This is a genomic window from Dysosmobacter sp., assembly GCF_052306735.1.
Classification (GTDB): domain Bacteria; phylum Bacillota; class Clostridia; order Oscillospirales; family Oscillospiraceae; genus Oscillibacter.
This window is the reverse complement of the sequence record NZ_DAWBAJ010000005.1, coordinates 42139-63107: the sequence shown is the minus strand read 5'-3', so window position 1 is coordinate 63107 and position 20969 is coordinate 42139. Positions and strand designations below refer to the sequence as shown.

The following is a 20969-nucleotide window of genomic DNA, read 5'->3' as shown; positions in this document are numbered from 1 at the left end:
AAACATTGTTTTGGGAGGGAGACCATGGAAAGCACATCAAAGACTTATTTCAACTATCAAGCGATGCTCAGCCAAGTCAATGAAAGTATGGCGGATCTGGGAGACGTGTGTGACGAACTGGGGCTGAAGGAATATGCCGACAGTCTGAAAACCAGCAGGGAGCATATGAAAAACCGTGTGTTTTCCGTAGGCGTCATGGGCGAGTTCCGCCGTGGCAAGAGCACAGTCATCAATGCCCTGCTGGGAAGAGACATTGTCCCTTCCGATATTGTTCCCACCTCGGCTACGCTGAATTACATTCGATGGGATGCTGCTCCCAGAGCGGATATCATCTTCAAGGATGGGACAAGCAAGGAAGTCCCTGTTGACGATCTTTCAAAGTATATCACGAAGATCACCAAGGAATCGGAAGAGATTGCAGCCACGGTTGACCGGTCCGTTGTGTACTATCCCTGCCCGTTCTGCCAGAACGGTGTCGAGATCGTGGATACACCGGGCCTGAATGACGATGAGCGCATGACCGCCATTTCCGAGCAGGTGATCCCGACTTTGGATGCCATCATCATGGTCCTGGTACCGGACTCTCCCTTCAGCCAGAGCGAGGCGGAATTTGTCCGTACGAAAGTCATGACCAGCGATCTGGGCCGCATCATTTTTGTAGTCAACAAGATTGACAACATTCGCCCCAAGGAGCGCCCGCGGCTTTTGGCCCATATCAAGGAAAAAATCGAGGCCAGCGTCCTGGCGAAGATGGCGGAGATGTACGGGGAGGATTCCCGGGAATACCAGGATGCCCAGACCAAGATCGGAGGCATCCGGCTGTATCCTATCTCCGCCAGGGACGCGCTGGAAGGAAAGCTGGACAACGACTATGAGCTGCTGGAAAAGAGCGGGATGCCGGATTTCGAGGCGGTGCTGTCCAAACTCCTGACAGAAGAGCGGGGTATGCTGGAGCTGATCTCCCCGGTAAATTCAATCCTGTCCATTGCGAAAGAAGCGGAACATACCATCCATATGCGTATGGATGCCATGCAGATGGAGACCGAGGAATTCGAGAAGGTTCAAAAAGAGGCCATCGAAAAAATCAAAAAGGGGCGGGAGACGAAAAAGACGGAGATCGAAGCTGTCAAAGCCCGGGCCGGCAGTCTCTATAATGATCTGCTGCCTCAGGTTAACGCCGGCTACGCCGCGGTGGAAGAACAGCTCCAAAGTTATATCGATCATTTTACGATCACCAAAGATGATGTGAAAGACAAAACCACTACAGAAGCCACCGCTGACCGCTTTGTCAAAGGGGCGGAACAGGAGGCCATGTCACTCCTGAGTGCTTGTACAGAGAAAATGGAGGTGGAGATCCAGAACAGGGTGGGCGATGAGATCGTGGAGATATCCAAATTCGCTCAGGAGCTGTCGGAGGATCTGGCCAAGACCCAGATGAAGATTACCAAGAAGGATTCCGGCAATATGTTTGACTGGGGCGTGGTGGCCGTAGACGCTTTGACCAACGGCGTGGGCCTGATCGGCATCGGCGGCGTCCTTTCCGGATTTAAAGAGAATGGCCTGCCGGGTGCGCTGGTGGGCGGTGGCGTGGGCTTCCTGGCCGGGTATAGCGCCTATATAGCCACCTCCGTCGTGGGGATTGCCCTGGGCCTGACAGGCGGTGCGCTGATCCTTCCGGTTATTGTGGCCAGTGGCATGGTCAGTACCTTCGCAGGCAAGGGCGCGGTGAAAAAGCTCTTTGGAAAAAACAGAGAAAAAGAAATTGCCGCCCTGCGCGCGGAGCTCCACAAATATGTGGATCAATACATGGTGGATTTGAGGATGAAGCGTCCCCTGGAAACCTGGCTGCGGGATACCACCAATACCACCTACAAAGCGGTTGCGGAGCAGCTCAACCAGGATGTGGAAAGCACCCTGCTGAGCATGGAAAACAACCTTACCCGCATCAAGCTGGATCTGCAAAAGAATGCCACACAGCGCCGGCAGATCTTGAGCGATATGGAGCGGCTTGGACAGACTTTGCAGGATGTGTGCGCCAAGATCACCCCTGTCAAGGAACGGCTGGCCAGCGCACTGAATTATCAGCCTCAGGAAAATGCCGGTTGATCAGAGAGAGGAGTGGAGAGCATGCGCACACAAGACACTTCGCCATTGAGCCGGATTGATACCAGCTTTGCCAATTACGTGGCCAGGCGCAGGCAGACCGAGAATGCCCATCTGGAAAACGGAATTCCGGATTACGCCTTTGACCTGGACTATGAGCTGCGGGCCAAGCTGATGCAGATCCCGCATTTTCATTCCATCTGCAAGAAGATCACCGCCACCATTGAGACCCGGGAGATCCAGTTCTTTAATCAGAAGGCGCTGGCGGTGGGGCCTAACCAGTTTCCGGAGATCTTTCAAATGGGGACGGACTGCGCCCACCGGCTGGGCATTGGGATACCAAACATTTTTGTCTACCCCAATCAGACCATGAACGCATTCACCTATGCCACCGACGATGTCACACCTATGATCGTCCTCTTCAGCGGCCTTGTGGAGCGTATGACGCCGGGAGAACTGAAATGCGTCATTGCCCATGAATGCGGGCACATCCACAACCAGCATCTGGTGTTTCAAAATGTCATCAACGCCATCCTCAACAGCGGGGCCGGATCTTTCGGGCTGGTCCTCTCACTGGCCAATATCGCGCTGATGCAGTTCTGGACCAGGGCCGGGGAAGTGACGGCAGACCGGGCCGCGCTGATCTGCGCGGACGATCCGGAGCTTGCCCGGAATGTGAACGCAAAGCTCCTCTACGGAGGTATGCTGAACAATGCCGGACAGGTTGACATGGAGTCGCTGCGCCAGCAGTTGGATCAGACGCTGAACAATCCCACAAAGGTCTATGAGCTGCTCAACGATCACCCCTCCGCCATTCGTCGGATCTTTGCTGAGAAGGAGTTCCAGGAGTGCGAGGTGTTCTACCGGTGGCGGCCGGAGCTCAAAAAGCCGGGGATGCCTGTGCGGGACAAGCGGGAAGTTGATGAGCGGTGCAAAAAGCTCGTCAACATATTGGACAATGACTGAGAGGGGATGAACTGTAATGGGACTTGAAGACCGGATCATTTATTCTCAGGAACAGATGGAAGTTGCGCTGGACAATGCGCTGGATCAGTTGAAAACGCTCCGATATGACAGCCGGTATCGGACTATGCTGGGAGATACCTTTGTGGATAAGCTTTCCCATTGGGAGAGCGATATCCGCCGTCAGAAAGACAATCCCTTCACCCTGGTGGTTGTGGGCGATTTTAAACGTGGAAAATCCACCTTTATCAACGCACTCCTGGGAGAAGATGTGGTCACCACCGACGTAACGACAGAAACGGTGACCCTCAACCGGATCAGCTATGGCCCCCACGGCAGCCAGGCAGTGCTGGCGGACGGACGCAGCATCTGCCTTTCAGACGAGGAGCTCCATCGGGAAGCCTTGGAAAAGGTCATGGCTCAGGCCGGAGAAACCGTGAAGCGGCTGGAACTGAAGCGGCCCATTGAACTTCTCAGACAGGTGACCATCATCGACACGCCCGGCACCGGAGATTCCATGCAGGACTTCAGCGGTATGGTCAAGGAAAGCCTTCTGCAGGCGGATGCCGTGGTCTACATCTACAATGTCAAGTATCCGCTCTCTCAGACGGAGCAGTTGTTCTTGAAATCTGCGGTGCTGCCTCAGCGGTACACCACGCTCTTCCTGGTAGGCAACTACGCGGATACCATGGAGACTGAGGAAAACTATACGCGCATCCGGGATCTTCTCCGGGAGCGTACAGCGGGCTTGCTGCCGGACGCCGAACTGCTGACCATCAGTGCTTTGGATGAGCTGTGCCGGCAGCTGGGTGAGGAGCGTCCCTGTGAGGCACTGTCCGCCGTTCTGGAAAGCCAGTTCAGCAGGCTGCGCGATCTTCTGACCGCCCTGGTGGAGGACAAGAAGGACACGGTTGTGCTGGATCGCATGCAGAGGCTGGCCTCGGCCATGACGGCGGATCTGGAGACGGAGCTGAATGCCATTGAGTCCGGACTGAAGATGGACAGGTCCATGGTATCCGCTGCACTGGAACGCCTGCAAGCGGAAAAAGAGCGCAGCGCAGAGAACCAGGCCGCCATGCTGGCCCAACTGGATCAGATGCTGACAGCCATGCAATATGAAGCCTCCCGGTGGATGAACGAGTTCCTGGCCCGGATTGAGGAAGAGACCCGTCATTTGGAGAGCCAGTCCACGGATACGCTTTTGAAATACTATGAATTCTATTGTGTGGATCTGTTGCAGGAGGCCGTCAATACTTGCGTGGAATACCATCAGGATCAGCTGTATGATTGGCTGGACCATATTTCCGCCGACATCTCCTCCCGGCTGGTGGACAGCATCCCCCAGCGGCAGGCCGCAAGTTTCCGAATGAATCTGGACAACCGGATCTGGACCAAGGGGGACACCGTGGGATTGGCGGTGTCGCTGGTTTCGGGCACAGGCCTGCTGGCTGGACTGGCCTCCCTGGCGGCGGACGGAATCAGCGGTCTGATGCGGGAAAAGGAAGTCAAGCAGCGAACGCCCGCTATCCTGAGCCAGATCGCCGGAAAGATGACGGGCCTGAATTTGTCCGTATCGGAGACCGTGCAGAGCATCTATTCGGATCTGGGCCAGAATGCCAGACGGCTTGTGGAAGAGTACTGCGGGGAGCAGCTGGCTGAGGCGGAGCGCTTGCTCAATCAGTCCGCCAAGGTGGCCATGAAGGAGAAAGCGGAAAAGGAAAAGCTGCAAAACGCAGTTGATTACGCCCGGAACTTGCTGCGGGATGTGGACGCGGTTTTGAAGGAGTAACAGCAATGGAGGTCTTGAAATTTATCGTAAAATTGTGGTTGCTGATTGCCCTTTGCGCGATGGCTTCTGCTGCATCAGGCGGTGTCCTGGCAATTCCCGCTTTGATTATCCTGATCTGGTATTTGGTACGGTCTTCCAAAAAGAAGAGACAGAATACCGCCGGCACCACTGCCAACAAAAAGAAGACTGACAGCACGAAACCTGTCGCACCGCCGCCTTCCCCTCCCACCCATAAGGTCTGCCGGCATTGTGGAACGCAGAATCCCCTGGACGGTGTCTACTGTGAGTCCTGCGGTTATAAATTGTAAGGATCGGGCGGGATGAATATGCCGTATACAGCGTTGTTCCGTTTGAATCGAGGCATCTGCTATCAACGATATGAGGACTTTGTATATCTCCGTCATATTGATGCCCGGAAAGACTATCTGTTCAATGGGATCGTCTACGATATCCTGCGGTGCTTCCCCGGAGATACAGGCAGGACAAAAGACGAGGTGGCGGCTGTCCTGCTGGAACAGTATTGCGTTTCGGATCGGGAATCCTTTCGCCGGGAAATTGATACCTTTTTACAGCGTTTGACGGAGGAAGGCATTCTGGTCACCGACCACATGGATGTGCACGGCGGCGCTGAGCTGCCTGCCGTCCTGCAGATCCAGGAGGTATGTGCCCGGGAGCACCTGCTGTTTTCCGCCGCGCTGGAGCTGACCTATCGCTGCAACGAGCGGTGCATTCATTGCTATGTGGATGGCGTACATAAGGAGCGGGGGCAAAATGAACTGACTCTGGAGGAATACAAGGGCCTTTTGGATGAGCTCCGGGACATGGGGTGCGTCAGCCTCCTGCTCACAGGCGGCGAAGTCGGTGTGAAGGACTGCTTTCTGGAGGTCACAGAATACGCGGCCTCTCTTGGAATGGCGGTGGACCTCTTTACCAACGGTTTGACCATGACTCCGGAGATTCTGGAGCAGCTGCGGCAATGGAAGGTTAACAGCGTCTCCTACAGCCTTTATGGCGGGACTGCCCCGGTACACGATGCCATCACAAAGATCCCGGGATCTTTTCAGCGTACGCTGATGGCTGCCCTGATGACAAAATGCGCGGGAATTGATACCTATATCAAAACGGTCGTCATGAAGGAGAATCAGGAGGATCTGAGCGCGCTTTTACAGCTGGGAAAACGGCTTGGGATCCCAGTGGCAGCCGGTTTTGCAGTTCTGGATACACATTCAGGCCGTTCCGGCACCGTGCACCAGCTTTCGACCCGGGAAGAAATCCAACATGCACTGAGACTCTTATCTGACGGAGACCATGCCGGCACTGCCGCCTTCCACAGGAAACCGGACAGCCTGATCTGCAACGCCGGCCAGTGTTCCCTGAGCATTGATCCCTATGGGAATGTCCGGCCCTGTTTGGCCCTCCCGATTACCTTGGGAAATATCCGAAAGACGCCGCTCCGAAAGATATGGGCGGAGGCACCGGAACTCAGAGACCTGAGGAACCTGCGTTTGCGGAAGGTATGCAGGGAGTGTGAATCATGCGGAAACATTGATGAGTGCGAGCTGTGCCTGGCAAGGATCAAATTTCTGCCTGACGGCGGAACGGAGATCCCCAGGGATGTCTGCTTGTTGGCGGAGGAGTCCCGCAATATGGCACGCCGCAATCAATCATAGCACTAGAAAGGAGAAAGCCCATGTCTACGGAAAAAAAGAACTGCATGCAGGAAAAGAAACCCTTTGTATCTCCACGGATGATCGCATCTGATAGACGCACTGCCGCCCAGTCGGTATGTGGATGGTATACGCAGTGCGGAAAGCAGGTAAAGAGCAGATCTTAATTTGCGCAGACACCTTAGTTTTTTTGTTACTCACACAGGGATTCTGGTGTTGTGCCCGCAGCTGCGCAGAGAGACGGGCGGAAAGGGTGAGAGCGTGTGGGAATTTTGAAGCGCGTTTTCGGGAAAAAGCCGGACCGGAACAGCCATAACCGAAAGACCTCTATCAAGACGAAGGAACCACAGGAAACTGCACAGGCGGTGTCCCCAAACACCATGGACGCAAAAACCGGAGCAGACGGACAGAAGGAGCGGACGCCGGATGAGCGCCTCTCCATGGTCCTGGAAAAAACGATTGCGATCATGAAAGCGCATGCGCCGAACGGGCCGTTTCATGTGGCGTTTGACATCCCGGAGTCGCAGAATGAAGGACACCTGGTTTTTCGGCTGCTCCGGCCAAACGATTGGCAGCTTCAAATCGGAGCCAATCGGGAGGGATCGGATATGCTGGTCTCCTATTTTCTCTGCCACGGGGCTCGGGAAACAGTATTGGCTTATCTTTCCAAGCCGGGTTTGAAAGAGGAACTGGTGCGGTCGATCAAAACGCTGTCGGAGAGCGTGGATGATCGCCTTTAGTCCCATGCTGTCCAGCGGCGCGATTGACCCATTTTCCGACTGGGCGGGTTCGGACACCGGATTCTCTTTGGGAAACAGAACGAGGAATCGCTGCCCAACGGGATCTTTTGAAGATCAAAAATAACGGACAGGATGGAAGCACCGATGAGTGAACGTGAATTCGTGTGGGAGCGGTCGGGCCTGCCGGAGAAGTATCCCTTTACACAGTGGCATGCCTATGGAAGCCCTGCATATGGCATGGTACCCACCGATCCTCTCGTGGAATTTGTGGATCAGCAAACCGGGCGGAGAACGGTCATTATCGATGAAACCCGCAGAATCGTCAATTTCCCGGGAATCGAAAACGAAGAAGAGATTGAAGAAAAACTTGGCGAGGGAAGTACGATACCGTTTAATTTGTTCGGTGTCAGTTTTACAGTAGCGGAAAAAGAATGCTATGAAATGATCTGGACGATCCAGTTGGATGGGCGTTTTTGGGAAGATGAAGAGGGGTTCGGCGGTACCTCCGACAATGAAATTCGCCTCAGTGCCATCCTTGATAAGAACGGCCGGTTCATCACGCCTTTCCGCCTGTATAAATGATGCCCTGGGTCCTCCCAATATGGCGTCATTTACCTGCTGATTTATTCGAGCATGCCTGTATAAAGTTGAGGACACGAGCCTTGTGGGCTTGTGTCCTCAACTTTATGGTGTCGGAAGACTGGAAATTCCCGGCATGTTTCTTCATCCAGGAAGTTTGACACGGTGCCGTGCACGCTGCTTGATGCCTCCCCTGGAAGCTGTAAAGGTGTTGAGAATTTCCTTTGCATTTCCAGAGTTCACCGGTATAATAAAATCATTGGTGGTGAGAGAATATGCAGGAAACGACAGGAAATTTGTTTCATAGACTGCGCAGTTCAGAAAGTGGCAGGGCCCTTCTGCGGGAGGGACGCATTTCTCTGACATTCCCACAAGTCTTGCGGGATATCCTGGAGCAGGCAGGGCTCTCCGCCCCGGAGTGGATGGCAGCAGCCAGTATCAGTAAATCCTACGGCTACCAGATCCTGCGGGGAGAGCGGACTCCCGGGCGGGATATTCTGCTGCGCACGGCACTGGTGCTGCGGCTTTCATTGAAAGAAACTCAGCGGCTGCTGGCGGTAGGGGGCTGTGGGGCCCTCTATCCCCGGGTGCGGCGGGACGCGGCGGTGATTTTCGCCCTGAATCAGCATATGACGCTTTTGGAAACGGAGGAGCTGCTCTCCTCCTTGCCGGAGCGGAGCCTCTACATTGGAGAGCCCTGATATGGATTTGAGAGAACACTTTTTACAAAGCTATCGGGATCAGGTTCTGAATACTCTGATCCTGCCTGCGGGGCTGCGGGCTCAGTACAGTCCCGTCTCCTGTTTCAAGGACGGGGAGCGGAAGGTGTTTCTGATCTATGATCAGGCGGGGCGGCCCGCAGTATTGAAGCTCCAGCCGGTTGGGAGAGCGGACTCCCTGCGGCAGGAATATGAGCTACTGTGCCAGCTTCGTCATCCCCAGATCCCCCGCCCTATGACCTATCTGGAAGCGGATGGACAGGAGTATCTGGTGCGGGAATACGTGGAGGGCATCAGCCTGTATGAACAGGTGACTGCCCAAGGCCCTCTCTCCCCAGCACAAGTCAGAACTGCGGCGCTCTCCCTGTGCCAGGTACTCCAGTATCTCCACACCCAGACGCCTCCCGTCATCTGCCGGGATGTGAAGCCGCAAAATGTGGTGATGGATCCCACCGGCTGCTGCCATCTCATTGACCTGGGCACCGCCCGCCGCTACCGGATGGAGCAAAAGGGCGATACGGTGTTTCTGGGGACGGAGGAGACAGCTCCGCCGGAACAGTTCGGCTATCAGCAGACCGACCAGCGCTCGGATCTTTACAGCTTGGGCATGCTGCTGCGGTTCCTGCTCTCCGGAAAGTTTGATCCGCTGCCCAATCTGCCGGGACAGCGGGCCCTTTGCCGAATGATCCGGCGCTGTACCGCCTTTGATCCCAAGGATCGCTATCCCTCTGCCCAGGCCGTCAGCAGGGTCCTGAAACACCAGCGGCTGCGGCCGGTAGCGTGGGCTGCGGCAGGTCTGGTGTGCGCCGCGTGCCTTCTGGCCGCGCTGTGGCCGTCCTCCGGTCAGGCTGTGGAAACATCTCCCCTGCTGGAAGCCGCCCTGCGCCAGGAGCTGGGGCTGGAGGAGCACGCCCCCATTCCGCAGGATCGGCTGGATGAGGTGGAACAGCTGCTGGTATGCGGCCAGGTGGTGGTGGGAACGCTCCAGGAGCATGAGGAAATGGTCAGTTCCGCCCACGACCTCTATGTGGTGGAGACTCCCCACGGAGACATTGACGACCAGGATCTGGCTTTATTGGAACAATGCGCCAATCTGCGGGTGCTGATTTTGGACTACCAGCAGATTACCGACCTCACGCCGTTGACGGGCCTGCCCTTGGAATACCTGAGCTTGACCGGCAATGCGGTGTCCGACCTGAGTCCCATCGCCGACTGTCAGAAGCTCCAGACGGTGGATGTGGGGGAAAACCCCGTGCGCTCTGCGGACGTGCTGGCACAGCTGCCGGATCTCCGGGAGGTAGGGCTGGAAGCCACCGGCGTTACCTCGGTGGCAGCTTTTGCCGGCAGTGATATCCAGTTTCTGAACGTGCGCACTACCTGGGTGACGGACTATACGCCCCTGGAGACGTGCCCGCAGCTGACCCGCCTGATTACCGGAAGCATGCCGGAGGGGGCGGCGGAGACCCTGACGGGGCTTACGGGGCTGGAGGAGCTGCGGCTGTACTCCACACCCTCGCTGGATCTGACTTTGTTCGCGGAATTCCAGAATCTCCGGGAGGTGGATTTTTTCGGCAGCACCGTCTCCCATCCCGAGGCGCTGGTTGGACTTTCCTCCCTGCGCAATGTCAATCTGGGGGAGACCGGGGTGCGGGATCTGTCCTTTTGTTCCTCCATGCCCGCCCTGACGGATCTGGACCTGCGGGAGAACACCCTCTCCGACCTCACGCCGTTGCTGGAATGTCCCTGGCTCACCCGGCTGGTTTTGAGTCCTCGCCATCAGGTCCTGGCTGAGGAGCAGATGGCCCAGGCACCATTCGAGATCATATATCAGGAATGAGTGCGCTGTTTGCGCACCACTTTTCCGAGGAGGCATGCTATACTGGAGAAAATTCCCGGCAGAAGCCGGAAAGGAAGAACGTTCACGGGGCGGGATAGATATTGTCCCCTGAGTCTTTTGCCGGCACTGAGCGACGCAGTACCGGAGCGACCATGACCGGAGCAAGGAGGCCGGGTCGGGATCTTACTCCCGACCCGGCCTGTGTTTTTCCTTTTCCGGTCTGCTCCTATCTGCCAAGGCTGCGGAGGGCCGGACGCCACGTCCAGCCTGGCCAGTCTGGTGCTCTCCGGTGACGGAGCCTGGTCGGACGCCCAGGGCCGGGTCTACGATGTCCGGAGCATCTACACCTATGGCTTTGCTCCTTATCTGGAGTTGGCGGGGCGCTATGGAGTGGGCTTCATGGTCAATGATCTGGCCTTCTTTGATGCTGAGCAGGATACCGGGGAACCAGTTCCCCTGGAGACGTATCTGAACTACTGCATCGACCTCTTTGAAGAAGCGGGCATCGGCTATTCCCTGACGTTCCTGGCCTACTCCAACATCGGTCTCATAGGGGATAAGCAAGGGGAGTTTGCCGTGCGGAGCGATTACCCGGAGGGCTTGCGCCGGGATACCTGTACCTATTCCGGCGGTTTCAGCGAGGCCTTCCCGGTGAACGGCGTACTGCTGGATCTCATTCTGGATCATATGACGAGCAAAGGATGAAGAACTTGCCTGCAGGCTCTATTGCCCTTGAAATGATAGTTTGATTGGAGTGATTTTGATGAAAAGATGCCGGATCCTCCGGGCAATGCTGGCCTTTGTACTCTGTCTGCTGCTCTCCGGCTGCGGCAGCTCCGGTGATCTGGAGACAGAGAGGGGCGTGGCCTCCCCTGAGGGGCAACTGGACAGCGAGCTGCAGCGGGCGGCAGATGCGGGCCTGCTGCCAGAGGACTGGCTGGCGGATCTGGATGCCCCGGTCACCTTTCAGGAATATGCGGAGTTGACCGGCGTGGTGGTGGAGCGCTGGGATGACAGCCGCATGGGGCAGTGGCGGGCCCTGATGGCACAGGCCGCGCTCTCTCAGGAGGAGATGGCCCGGGAAGACGGATTTTTGATGCTGTCCTATGCCTGGGTACTGATGGAACGAAACCGTGAAGAGGTGGTATCCTACCTGGACGAGACCATCAACCCGGATCTTGTTTATACGGAGGAGATACGGGATGCCCAGCAGGGGCTCACCTGGGACTATCCCCTTTTTCCCGATTGGGAAGCCATGGCGTATGCGCTTTACCAGAGCAATTACATGTGGGGTGCGGTGTGTACTTTTCCGGCGGTGGTCTCCCCGGTCAGCAGACAGCCTGTGTTTACCTGGAACCAACATGGCTCCCTGGAACTGGACGAACCCCTGACCCGTCGGGATGCCGTCCTGGCCCTGGTGCGCCTGGCGGATTACTGCAAAATTGAGCTGGATGAGAGCTGGGGGGACTATATTCCTCTGCCTGAAGCGGGGACTTACGACAAAACCATTCTCACCGACGAACTCCTGGCAGCCCCGACGGACCTGCCGGAAGTCAGTCAGGCCCGGCTGCCCGTCGGGTGGCATGGCGCGGGTATCAGCAACCGAAAGAACAGCGCAGCGGAATACCTGCATTACAGTGAGACAGACGTACGGTTTCTGGCGGAAAACGGATTCAATTTCATTCGGCTGTTCCTCTCTTTTGAGACCCTGCGCTATCCCGACTACCCCGCAGATCCCATGGTGGTGAACCGAAATGAGCTGCTGGAGCTGGATCAGCTGCTGGCTTGGTGCATCCAGTACGGGGTTCATCTGCAAATCTCCATGGCGGGCTATCTGGGCGCCGACGGCAGTGCCGGGGACGGGATGCCGGAAAGCGATGAGGAGTGGGCGGTTACAAGAGATCACTGGCAGATGCTGGCCAGGCGGTATGCCGGGATTTCCAGCAAGTACCTGACCTTTGATCTGGCCAACGAAGTCCAGCCGGAAGAGACGGAGACAGCCATGGGGATGGCGGAGCGGGGCCTTGCTTCTGTGGTGGAGGCCATCCGCCAGGCGGACAGCGGCCGGGTTTTGCTGTACTCTCTGGAGGGCAACGGCTCCCTGGAGTGGGCAGAGCGGTTTGCGGCCATGGGGGTGGCTGTGGGCTGCCATCCCTATGCCCCCAGCTTTATCGCTGCGGCGGACTATGAGTATATGGAAACCAACCCCTATGCGGTGCCATGCTGGCCCCAGCCCTATTTCCCCATGGGACTTGCCATGGAAGGGGAGGTACCCATTGTCATCCGGGGCGACGTGGAAAGCAGTACCCTGAGCGTTCATATCAGCACCTCTGACACGAATCCCCGGATCTTGGTCTATGGGGACGGCACCCTGCTGGAGACGATTGTCCCTGCCGGGGGCATGCTCAACCAGGAGGGGGAGTATACCTACGGCAGCACGCTTTATTCCGTGGAGATTCCAGTGGGTACGCAGGAAGTCACGCTGCAGCCCGGGGGGAATGGACACTATGTCCGTCTGGACACGATCATTTTGGAACAAAGTGGGGTACGCACGGTCATGGTACCCACCGATACCGGAGACTACCCGGATCGTACGGCGCCCCTGCCCCTCATCGTCAACGGAGACAGTACATATACCAACAGCGAAGAACAAATGGCAGATGCCGACTACATCTACAAGACCAAGGTGAAGCCCTATCAGGACATTGCGAAGAAATATGGTGTGGGCTTTATGGTCAACGAGTTCGGCATGTTCGGCACCAAGGTCTACTGGGACATTGACGTGGTGACCGCGTACCATGAGACCTGCCTGGAGATGCTGGAGAAGTATCAGATTCCCTGGTGCTACTGTGAGGTGAGCAATGTCTGGCCCAAGCACCTGGTGATCCAGTACGGAGGTGTCTCTCAGTGGGCAGGGGCCACCGCAGAGGAACTGACTTACACCTACGAAGATGGCCGCACGGACACGGTCAACGTGTGCCGGGAGCTGCTGGATGTTTTTCGGCCCCATTTGGCATCATAAGTGGCCGGCGGACTTTTGTCCTGCACATGTGGGTTCAGTCCCTTTGGCGTTAGAAGGACTGCCTTTGGCTGCCTGATGACAGGCGCCATGCCAGAAGGAGGCAGACCCACACCATGACCCACATTAGCGATAAACGCAGCGCACCGGCAGGGAAGTCCCCATCCGGTGCGCTGTTTTGCGTTCGTGATTGTCCTCACCGCGCCTGTGCCATGAGACTCCTCATGGTCTGCGTCGCTTCATCTCGCTTCTGCCGGGCGGAGTGGGTGTAGGTTCGCAGGGTGAATGCAGCGTCCTATGGTCCGCTGCTCCACGTCCAGGTTCTCTTGCCGCAGCGTTTTCATCTCCTGATGCTGGACTTTCGGAACGACGCACCCGTCAGCAGGGTTTCAAATCGCAGCCGTTCCTTCACTGTCCGGTCCAGGGCACCGTGGAGCATGGTGCGGATGCCCCGTACGGTAGAACCGCTGAGACCGGAGCGTTTCTTCTTTTGCTTTTCCACAGCCGTCCATGCTCCAGCAGAACCTCTGGTGCAGGGCCGTCATGTAATCCCTCATGCGTATTGCCTTCTATTGCGACTCGCCAAGAGCCTCGCTGCGCTCGGTTGCCCGCATGCATAGAGCCTGCGGGCTCCGATCAGCAACACACAATTCTCCAACTCGCCCAGAATAGCCAGAGCGAAACCGGTAAGTTATCAAACGATTCACACGTTCTCCTGACCGCACTCCTTCTTGCCGACTGCGTCTTATTGTTTTCTGCGGCGCAACGCTTGCGGGGGCCGAGCGCCATTTCCGGAGCAGGTATCAGTAGCAAGGGAGGAGAAAACAAAGTGCTCCGGTGCACGATCCGTTGACCCCGCTTCTTTCCCCGGGGATTGGTTTTCTTCCTCTGAGGGTGCTAATCGCCGCACGCAGCACTGTCCCTTGCCTGTTTGCTTGGCCTGATACAGCATGCGGTCTGTTTCAGTGTACAGCTGCCGGTATGAGAGTTGGGGCAGCGTACAGATGCAGACACCCAAACTGCACTGGACAGCCATGGGCTGTCCCTGCCACTGAATTTGCTCTAAATGCTCCACCAACACCCGCCGTAGAGACATAGCCTGCTTCTCCGTCAGGGCTCTGTCGTAGAGAACCGCAAATTCGTCTCCGCCGGTACGCCCCAGCCCTGCCGCATCCGGAAAAGCCCTGCGCATGGATTCTGCCGTTTGCACCAGAACATAGTCGCCACAGGGATGACCAAATTGGTCATTGATTCCCTTAAACGCGTCCAGATCCAACAGAAACAAAGTAAGTCCATCCCGACTTCCGCCGTGTTGCAAACGATGGAGCAGTTTCTCCGCCCGACACTCTATCGTCGTCTTATTCAGGAGCCCTGTCAGTGGGTCCAGATGTACCAGTTCCTGCAATTTGGCATTGATCTCCACAATCTGCTTTTGCTGCTTCAGCATAATCGAGGAGTAATGAGCGTGAGCCAAGGAGACGGCCAGAGCCACCACAAAGGTGATGGTCAGGTTGACCCGGTCGCCTGCATCCATCAGCGGGGCCATGATTGCCCAAAACAGCAGGTATCCAATACCGAACAGTGCCACACTATACCGGGGCGGTGTCTGAATCAACATTGCCAATCCCAGCAGTGCTGTTGTCAGCACCGTAGTCCCTGCAGCAGGGTCACGGTACAGATCGTAAGCATTGAGACCCATGTGCCACAGGAGAATCAAGCCGGTCACGGCGTACTGCGCGGCCCACTGCCGACGTACCGAAGCATGCTGCAATAGATGCCGCAGAACCAACCACAGTACTGCCAGAAGGATCAGAATACAATACATGGAAAAATAAATGCGATTGTTTCGGGTTCTCAGGCCGGATTGGGACAAAAACACCACCCGAACCAGATTGAAAATTTCCACCCCAAAAATAATTACACAGATGATGCGCAATGAAAAATTGTTTTTTCGCACCGATTCATGCAGAAACTCCTGGCGGATATAGTCAGGAATCAGCAGGCTAAAGAGTAATTGATTTTTCAATAAGTTTATATTTTTATGTATCATGGAAACTCCCTTTGTAAGACGATGATGGCACAAGAAAAGCTTCACACGACGCCGGTTTTTCCCCAATCACATATTGTGCGGCAGCAGCAGATCCCACATCGGTGTTAGTGGTTTGACCAGGAGAAAACTGAGCTGCGGTCGTGCGGCATAGCCGGATTTTCTTCCGGAGATTCCTCTTGACGACCTTTTCCTTCCATGTTATTTTCATTGTACGAATTCTGGCAGAATGGAAAAGAGATTGCTCAAAATCTGATATTATTTGCGCAAAATTTGCAGTCTGGTGCGGAGGGGAGACGCTTATGCTGCGGATCGCCATATGTGATGATGAAGAAAGACAACTTAATCAAACGGCGGCGCTGCTGAACTCCTATTTCTTGTCCCGTCCCAGCCTGAATGGACAGGTGGAGACGTTTCGGAGCGGAGTCAAGCTGTTGGCAAGGGCGGAGACCGCGGGTGGTTTTGACCTCTATATACTGGACATCCTCATGCCGGAACTGAGCGGAATCGACACCGGACGGCGCCTGCGGGCGCTGGGTGAGGGTGGGGAAATCATATACCTGACCACTTCCAACGATTTTGCTGCTGACAGCTACGAGGTCCGAGCCTTTTTTTACCTTCTCAAGCCGGTGGAGAGTGGAAAGTTCTTTCAGGTGCTGGACGGTGCCGTAGCGAAGTTAGACCGTCGGCGAAGCAGGGCCATTGTGGTGACTACAGCGGCCGGGCCCCGGCGCATCCTGCTGGAGCGTATCCGTTATGTAGAACGGGTGGGGCGCTGTATGCGCTACTTCTGCACGGACGGCACTGTGGACTCCCAGAGTATCCGAATTCCCTTCAAAAAGGCGGCGGCACCGTTGCTGACTGACCGTCGTTTCTATCTGTGCGGGGCCAGCTTCGCGCTGAACTTCCAGCATGTGACTGGTGTTCAGGCCCAAACTGCCCTGCTGGATGACGGTCGAGCTGTGACATTGCCCCGGACAGCGGCGGCGGAGTTCAAGAAGGCCTGGGGTAATTACTGGCTGGAGGAAAATTCGTAATGACTGATGTGGTTTTTCTCACCTTCCGCACCTTTTTTATTACAATCATGACTGTGGGAATGATGGCGAGCTTGACTGAATTCCGCTTCAAACGCTGGAAACTGCTGTGGATCATGGCATCTTACAGTGTTTGGGTGGCTGGTTCCAGCCTGGTTTTACTGTGGCTCGGCGGAGAATTGCTGCTGCTCCGTCTGTTTTTTCTCACCATTTCTGTTCCGGCTACTTTTCTCACATATTGGGCGGCCAACGACACTCCTGCACAGGCGGTTTTTAACTACATGACACAGATTCTGGTGTCCGCACTGTCGGCCTCCATGATCCGCTGGCTGACAGATTCCCTGGGCCTCTCCGGACTTGTGAACATCCTGCTGATGTGCGTATTCTATTTGACAGCCATCTATCTGGAGTGGCGCTTCCTGCGGCGGCCTTTCCGCATGCTGATCCAGGTGATGCCTGGCCGTTGGGGGATCCTTACCCTCATTCCCTGTGTGTTCTGCGGCTACCTCATTCTGGTGTCGGCCTGGCCAGGCAGTTATCTCGAAAATGAAGCGCAGCGTGCCTATCTCTACGCTGCTGTTATCCCCCTGATCATTGTGTATATTGCGGTATTCAAGAGCCTCCTTGGTCAGTACCATATTCAGATGGAACGCCAGAGCGCCACACTGCTGACGATGCAGATCTCAGCTCTGAAAGAAAAATTGCAGGAAGTAAAAGAAGTGGAGGAGGGCATTCGGATCCAACGCCATGACCTGCGCCACCAGCTCCAGACCGTCACAGGACTACTGGCACAGGGAGACAGGGATGCCGCTCTGGCCTTTTTGGACGCTGCTCAAAAGCGGCTGGATGAGCAGAAGGTAATCCGATGGTGCTGCCCGCCGGTTCTGGACGCAGTGTTTACTTCTTATTTTAATCAGGCCAAAAACCAGGGCATTTCTGTGGAGGCAAAGCTCTCTCTGCCTGATGTCCTCCCGGTGGATGAGGGGGAATTGGCCATTGTCCTAGCAAACGCCCTGGAAAATGCAATTCATGCCAATCTGGCGCTGCCCCAGGATCAGCGGAAGATCCGCTGCAAGATGGTGGGAACTCCCGGTGTCATGTTGGAAATCTCCAATCCGTGTACGGGAAATATCTCTTTTGACAGCAACGGCCTGCCGATGGCCCAAAGGGAGGGGCACGGCTTGGGCGTGCAGTCCATCTGTGCCTTTTGCCGAAAAAACGGAGCCGTCTGCCAGTTTGACCTGACAGACGGCTGGTTCCGGTTGAGACTGGTGCTGTAAGACCATACGACTTGTAAAACGCCTCGCTTATCCAGGCGTGGTTCCCAATGGTGAATGGCGTAACCGCTCTTGCCGATCGATTGGGTGAGGAACCAATGGGATGACCGGAAAGTCTGCGATGTAAAGTGTGTGAATGAGCAGAGAAATGAAAAACGGCTATCCTGGATCTGGCCCGCCCTAGCGCTTGTCCTCCGCAGAGCTCTGCTTTTGCTGTAAGAGCGGACCGGCATGTCTGCCGATAAAGACTTAGCCTCCAGGAACGGCGAGGTAACCGCGCTGCTAGCTTCCCCGGAAGATGGGGCATTTGGCCCAGGGCTTTGGCTCCCTTGGAATATTCCCCAGAGGAGACAGCATCCTTTACACAACACAGATTTTGAGCTTTTGGGACATTGAAAAACCTGACCCACACTGCGGCCTACATTGCTGGGCTCGCACGGAATTGATAAAGCGCACCGGCAGGGAAGCTTGGCTTTCCGTCCGGTGCGCTGTTTGTTTCCAAATGTCTTTACTGTACCTGTGCCATGAGATTTCCCATGGCCTGGGCGGCTTCGTCCTGCTTTTGCCGTGTGGTGCGGGCGTAGGTCTGGAGGGTGAACTCGGCGTTGTAGTGCTCCAGCATGTCCTTGTAGAGCTTCTGAACCTCTAGGCTCGTCATCATGGAAGGAGGAGAAGGCAAAATCCGCCGCGATCCCCGGCGCAAGTTTAAATCCAGAGAGGAAACTCTCCGGAGAGATCTCGTCTTCCAGCTCGTTCTCAAGATCGGCCAGCTTCGCTCGTCGCGCCATTTTTTCTTTTACATCGACGCAAATTCTGCACAACCCGGCCTGGAGAAAACGAGTCATGGTACCTGTGTCACAGATCTTCCAGATCTGCTGCGGGGAGATCGTTTTCCAGGTTGTCGCGGGCCAGGTCCGTGTCAATGGTGGGATAGATCTTGGCGGGAATGGGCCGCTCAATCTGATCTGGCTTGGGGCTGGTAAGCTCTTTCTTCTGCTTGTTCATGAGGTCACTCCTTTCGTCCGGTTTCTACAGGCGGCGTATCTGCGCCGTTTTCGCTTTGGCTGTTTTGATAGTAATCCCCCAGCTTCATCAGCATCCCCAGAGAACACAGCTCAATGCCCGTATCGTTGATCTTGGCCTGCACCTGCGGGGAAAGGGTATTCCAATAGGCTTCCATATTGGGATTTTCGTATTTCATCATCATCACCTTGACTATTGTTCCCGGCAGCAGGCGGATTATGTCGAATCCTCACAGCATATTCTTTTCCTTTACTGCACCCCAGATTTCCGACCTGTTGACAAAGTAGCTCCCCCAAGAGCAACGGAAGCAGGCAGGAACAGCAAAAAAGACGCCTCGCGGCGTCACATGATCCATTTGATCATCCGCTTCAGGTTCAATGCGGTCGTTGACAAGAGGCAGTGGTCTTCCGCTGCCTCTGAACCTCGTCGCAGGAGACGGCCAAGCCTGTGCTCCCATTTCTGCGCGGCAAAGGTCCCCTCGCTCCAGATCTGCCGCTTGCGCAGGGCCCTCTGGTACGTCGGGCTGTCCAGTTCCCTCAGATCCTCCCGGATCTCCCTCCAGAAGTAGCTGCGCTCCAGGCGTTTGGCCCGTCCTTTTCCCACGCATTGCTCTTTCAAGGGACAGGCGGCGCAGTCGCTCCTGTCCGCGAAATACACCCAGTGCAGTCCGCCGACGCTGCGGTTGAGGTTCCGCAGACGCAGCGCCTTTCCGCCGGGACAGGTATAGAGATCGTTCTCCTCATCGTAGAAAAAGGGAGACCCGGGAACTCCGCCCAGGGACGCCGCGGAGCGGGGCGGCGGACGGACATAAAAGCGGATGCCATGGTCCCGCAGCACCCGGTGGAACAGCGGAAGGTCGTAGGCCGCATCCGCCACGGCCGCTCGGATGGGGATGATCTCCTGATGGATATGCTCGATCTGCCTCAGATATGGCACCGCGTCATTCACTTCCCCGGAGGTCACCGTCACATCCAGGATGATGCCGTGATCGCAGTCCACCGTCTGATGGGACAGATAGTGGGGCCCCTTTGGCTTTCCGGGACGGTTCAGGTGTCCCGACTCAGGATCCGTGCGGCTGGCCCATTTTCGGTCGTACCGAAGAGGGCTTTTGACCTGCCTGCTCCGTCCCTTCTGCCTCCGCTTCCTGCCCGTCTTTCCCGCCTGTGTCCTCCGCTCCAGCTCCTCCAACGCTTCTTCCTCATACGCGTCCAGCCGCTCCCAGTACGCCCCCGGCTTCTGTACCGCCTCCACCAGGTGCTCCGAGGCCGGGGATGCGTTCGCTTTCACGTGGGTGGAATCCGTCGCCACCAAACGCCCGCTTGCCAGGCCTCGTTGGATGCACTGCTCCACCACTTCCTCAAACAGACGCCGGAACACCTTCCGGAAAGACGGTTTCCGTCTGCGAAGCTGAGAAATGGTGCTGTGATCCGGAACCCGATCCAGCAGATCCAGTCCCAGATACCACCGCAGGGCCACATCGGTCTGGATGCGCTGCTCGATCTGCCGCTCCGACGGGATGCCGTACAAGTATCCCACCAGCAGGTACTTTACCAGCACCACCGGGTCGATGGGTGGCCGGCCGTACCGGCGGCTGTACAGCTTTTCCGTCTCACGATATATGAAGGAAAGGTCCAGCGCCGCCTCCAATTTTCGCAGAAAGTGTTCCTGGGGCACTAGGTCCTCGATCGTCACCATGTGCAGCTTCAGTTGCATCCGCCCCACCTCCTGTCCCATTTTACCATGGTTTTCTCGGGGGATCTACTTTGTCAACAGGTCGAGATTTTGAGAATTTCAACTTGGAAGTCAGGCGTTGAGCTGCGACCAAAAATTTCTTCTCCTTTTTTTGAAACGATGGCGCCCTATTGTGCGAATATATAGTCGGAAAGGCGGTGAGGCAGTGGAAGAGCAATGGATTCGGGAGATACAGCGCAAAGGCTCCCACACTGCAGCGGATCATCTGATCCGGGCCCACTACGACGAAATCTACCGCTTCGTCTACCGCCAGACCGGCCACAAGGAGTACGCCATGGACCTGACCCAGTCCATTTTCCTGGCCATGCTGCGGGCGCTGCCCGCCTACCGGGCGGAGCGGGGGGCGTTCCGCACCTGGCTTTACCGCATCGCCGCCAACAAAGTCATCGACGCCCGCAGGAGATCACACCTGATACCCCC

Annotated in this window: 19 protein-coding genes and 1 pseudogene; 14 read left to right on the top strand and 6 right to left on the bottom strand. The window is 56.2% G+C overall.

All coding sequences use genetic code 11. The features are described 5' to 3' along the window. Nucleotides 1-24 precede the first annotated feature (24 nt). The 11 genes from ACT67G_RS02610 (at nucleotide 25) to ACT67G_RS02560 (ending at nucleotide 13419) form a co-directional block, all read left to right on the top strand. Nucleotides 25-2106, top strand: a complete 2082-nt coding sequence (locus ACT67G_RS02610) for a dynamin family protein (RefSeq protein ID WP_443662898.1) — start codon at nucleotides 25-27, stop codon at nucleotides 2104-2106. A 21-nt stretch (nucleotides 2107-2127) separates the two neighbouring features. After that, the gene (locus ACT67G_RS02605) at nucleotides 2128-3069 is read left to right on the top strand and encodes a M48 family metallopeptidase (RefSeq protein ID WP_325247830.1); all 942 of its coding nucleotides are present in this window, start codon (nucleotides 2128-2130) and stop codon (nucleotides 3067-3069) included. Between the two features lie 16 nt (nucleotides 3070-3085). Further along, nucleotides 3086-4855 (top strand): dynamin family protein, encoded by a 1770-nt coding sequence (locus ACT67G_RS02600; RefSeq protein ID WP_443662897.1) that lies wholly within the window; start codon nucleotides 3086-3088, stop codon nucleotides 4853-4855. Nucleotides 4856-4860: 5 nt separating this feature from the next. After that, on the top strand, nucleotides 4861-5163 hold the full coding sequence (locus tag ACT67G_RS02595) for a hypothetical protein (RefSeq protein WP_443662896.1): 303 nt from the start codon (nucleotides 4861-4863) through the stop codon (nucleotides 5161-5163). Nucleotides 5164-5181: 18 nt separating this feature from the next. Next, nucleotides 5182-6525 (top strand): PqqD family peptide modification chaperone, encoded by a 1344-nt coding sequence (locus ACT67G_RS02590; protein ID WP_443662895.1) that lies wholly within the window; start codon nucleotides 5182-5184, stop codon nucleotides 6523-6525. 260 nt (nucleotides 6526-6785) lie between these two features. After that, complete coding sequence (locus tag ACT67G_RS02585) at nucleotides 6786-7262, top strand: hypothetical protein (RefSeq protein ID WP_443662894.1); 477 nt, start codon at nucleotides 6786-6788, stop codon at nucleotides 7260-7262. 144 nt (nucleotides 7263-7406) lie between these two features. Next, complete coding sequence (locus ACT67G_RS02580; RefSeq protein WP_443662893.1) at nucleotides 7407-7844, top strand: hypothetical protein; 438 nt, start codon at nucleotides 7407-7409, stop codon at nucleotides 7842-7844. Nucleotides 7845-8137: 293 nt separating this feature from the next. After that, a complete protein-coding gene (locus tag ACT67G_RS02575; protein ID WP_443662892.1) occupies nucleotides 8138-8542 on the top strand; it encodes a hypothetical protein in 405 nt (134 codons plus the stop codon). Between the two features lies 1 nt (nucleotide 8543). Continuing rightward, nucleotides 8544-10397 (top strand): protein kinase domain-containing protein, encoded by a 1854-nt coding sequence (locus ACT67G_RS02570; protein ID WP_443662891.1) that lies wholly within the window; start codon nucleotides 8544-8546, stop codon nucleotides 10395-10397. Nucleotides 10398-10598: 201 nt separating this feature from the next. After that, nucleotides 10599-11102: a hypothetical protein gene (locus tag ACT67G_RS02565; protein WP_325247462.1), complete on the top strand. Its 504-nt coding sequence runs from the start codon at nucleotides 10599-10601 to the stop codon at nucleotides 11100-11102. A gap of 58 nt (nucleotides 11103-11160) precedes the next feature. Next, nucleotides 11161-13419 carry a cellulase family glycosylhydrolase gene (locus ACT67G_RS02560; RefSeq protein ID WP_443662890.1) on the top strand — a complete coding sequence of 753 codons (2259 nt, stop codon included), beginning with the start codon at nucleotides 11161-11163 and terminating at the stop codon, nucleotides 13417-13419. 337 nt (nucleotides 13420-13756) lie between these two features. Here the strand turns inward: ACT67G_RS02560 and ACT67G_RS02555 are convergent, their stop codons facing one another. Further along, nucleotides 13757-13918 carry a hypothetical protein gene (locus ACT67G_RS02555; protein WP_443662889.1) on the bottom strand — a complete coding sequence of 54 codons (162 nt, stop codon included), beginning with the start codon at nucleotides 13916-13918 and terminating at the stop codon, nucleotides 13757-13759. Nucleotides 13919-14161: 243 nt separating this feature from the next. Next, nucleotides 14162-15466 carry a GGDEF domain-containing protein gene (locus ACT67G_RS02550; protein WP_443662888.1) on the bottom strand — a complete coding sequence of 435 codons (1305 nt, stop codon included), beginning with the start codon at nucleotides 15464-15466 and terminating at the stop codon, nucleotides 14162-14164. Nucleotides 15467-15765: 299 nt separating this feature from the next. Between ACT67G_RS02550 and ACT67G_RS02545 the strand changes: the two genes are divergently transcribed. Then, nucleotides 15766-16500, top strand: coding sequence for a LytR/AlgR family response regulator transcription factor (locus ACT67G_RS02545; protein WP_443662887.1), 735 nt, complete (start codon nucleotides 15766-15768; stop codon nucleotides 16498-16500). A gap of 278 nt (nucleotides 16501-16778) precedes the next feature. Then, nucleotides 16779-17777 (top strand): sensor histidine kinase, encoded by a 999-nt coding sequence (locus tag ACT67G_RS02540; protein WP_443662886.1) that lies wholly within the window; start codon nucleotides 16779-16781, stop codon nucleotides 17775-17777. Nucleotides 17778-18282: 505 nt separating this feature from the next. Here ACT67G_RS02540 and ACT67G_RS02535 read toward each other — a convergent pair. From ACT67G_RS02535 to ACT67G_RS02520, 4 genes are all read right to left on the bottom strand, one after another. Next, complete coding sequence (locus ACT67G_RS02535; RefSeq protein ID WP_443662885.1) at nucleotides 18283-18453, bottom strand: hypothetical protein; 171 nt, start codon at nucleotides 18451-18453, stop codon at nucleotides 18283-18285. Between the two features lie 176 nt (nucleotides 18454-18629). After that, entirely contained in the window at nucleotides 18630-18779 is a 150-nt protein-coding gene (locus ACT67G_RS02530; protein ID WP_325247456.1) for a hypothetical protein, read from the bottom strand. 4 nt (nucleotides 18780-18783) lie between these two features. Beyond that, nucleotides 18784-18975, bottom strand: coding sequence for a hypothetical protein (locus ACT67G_RS02525; protein WP_326215198.1), 192 nt, complete (start codon nucleotides 18973-18975; stop codon nucleotides 18784-18786). Between the two features lie 164 nt (nucleotides 18976-19139). Continuing rightward, complete coding sequence (locus tag ACT67G_RS02520) at nucleotides 19140-20510, bottom strand: IS1182 family transposase (RefSeq protein WP_443662884.1); 1371 nt, start codon at nucleotides 20508-20510, stop codon at nucleotides 19140-19142. Nucleotides 20511-20661: 151 nt separating this feature from the next. On the opposite strand from ACT67G_RS02520, the pseudogene ACT67G_RS02515 reads away from it, so the two are divergent. After that, nucleotides 20662-20895: pseudogene (locus tag ACT67G_RS02515) on the top strand (RNA polymerase sigma factor); the annotation flags it as partial. Nucleotides 20896-20969 lie beyond the last annotated feature (74 nt).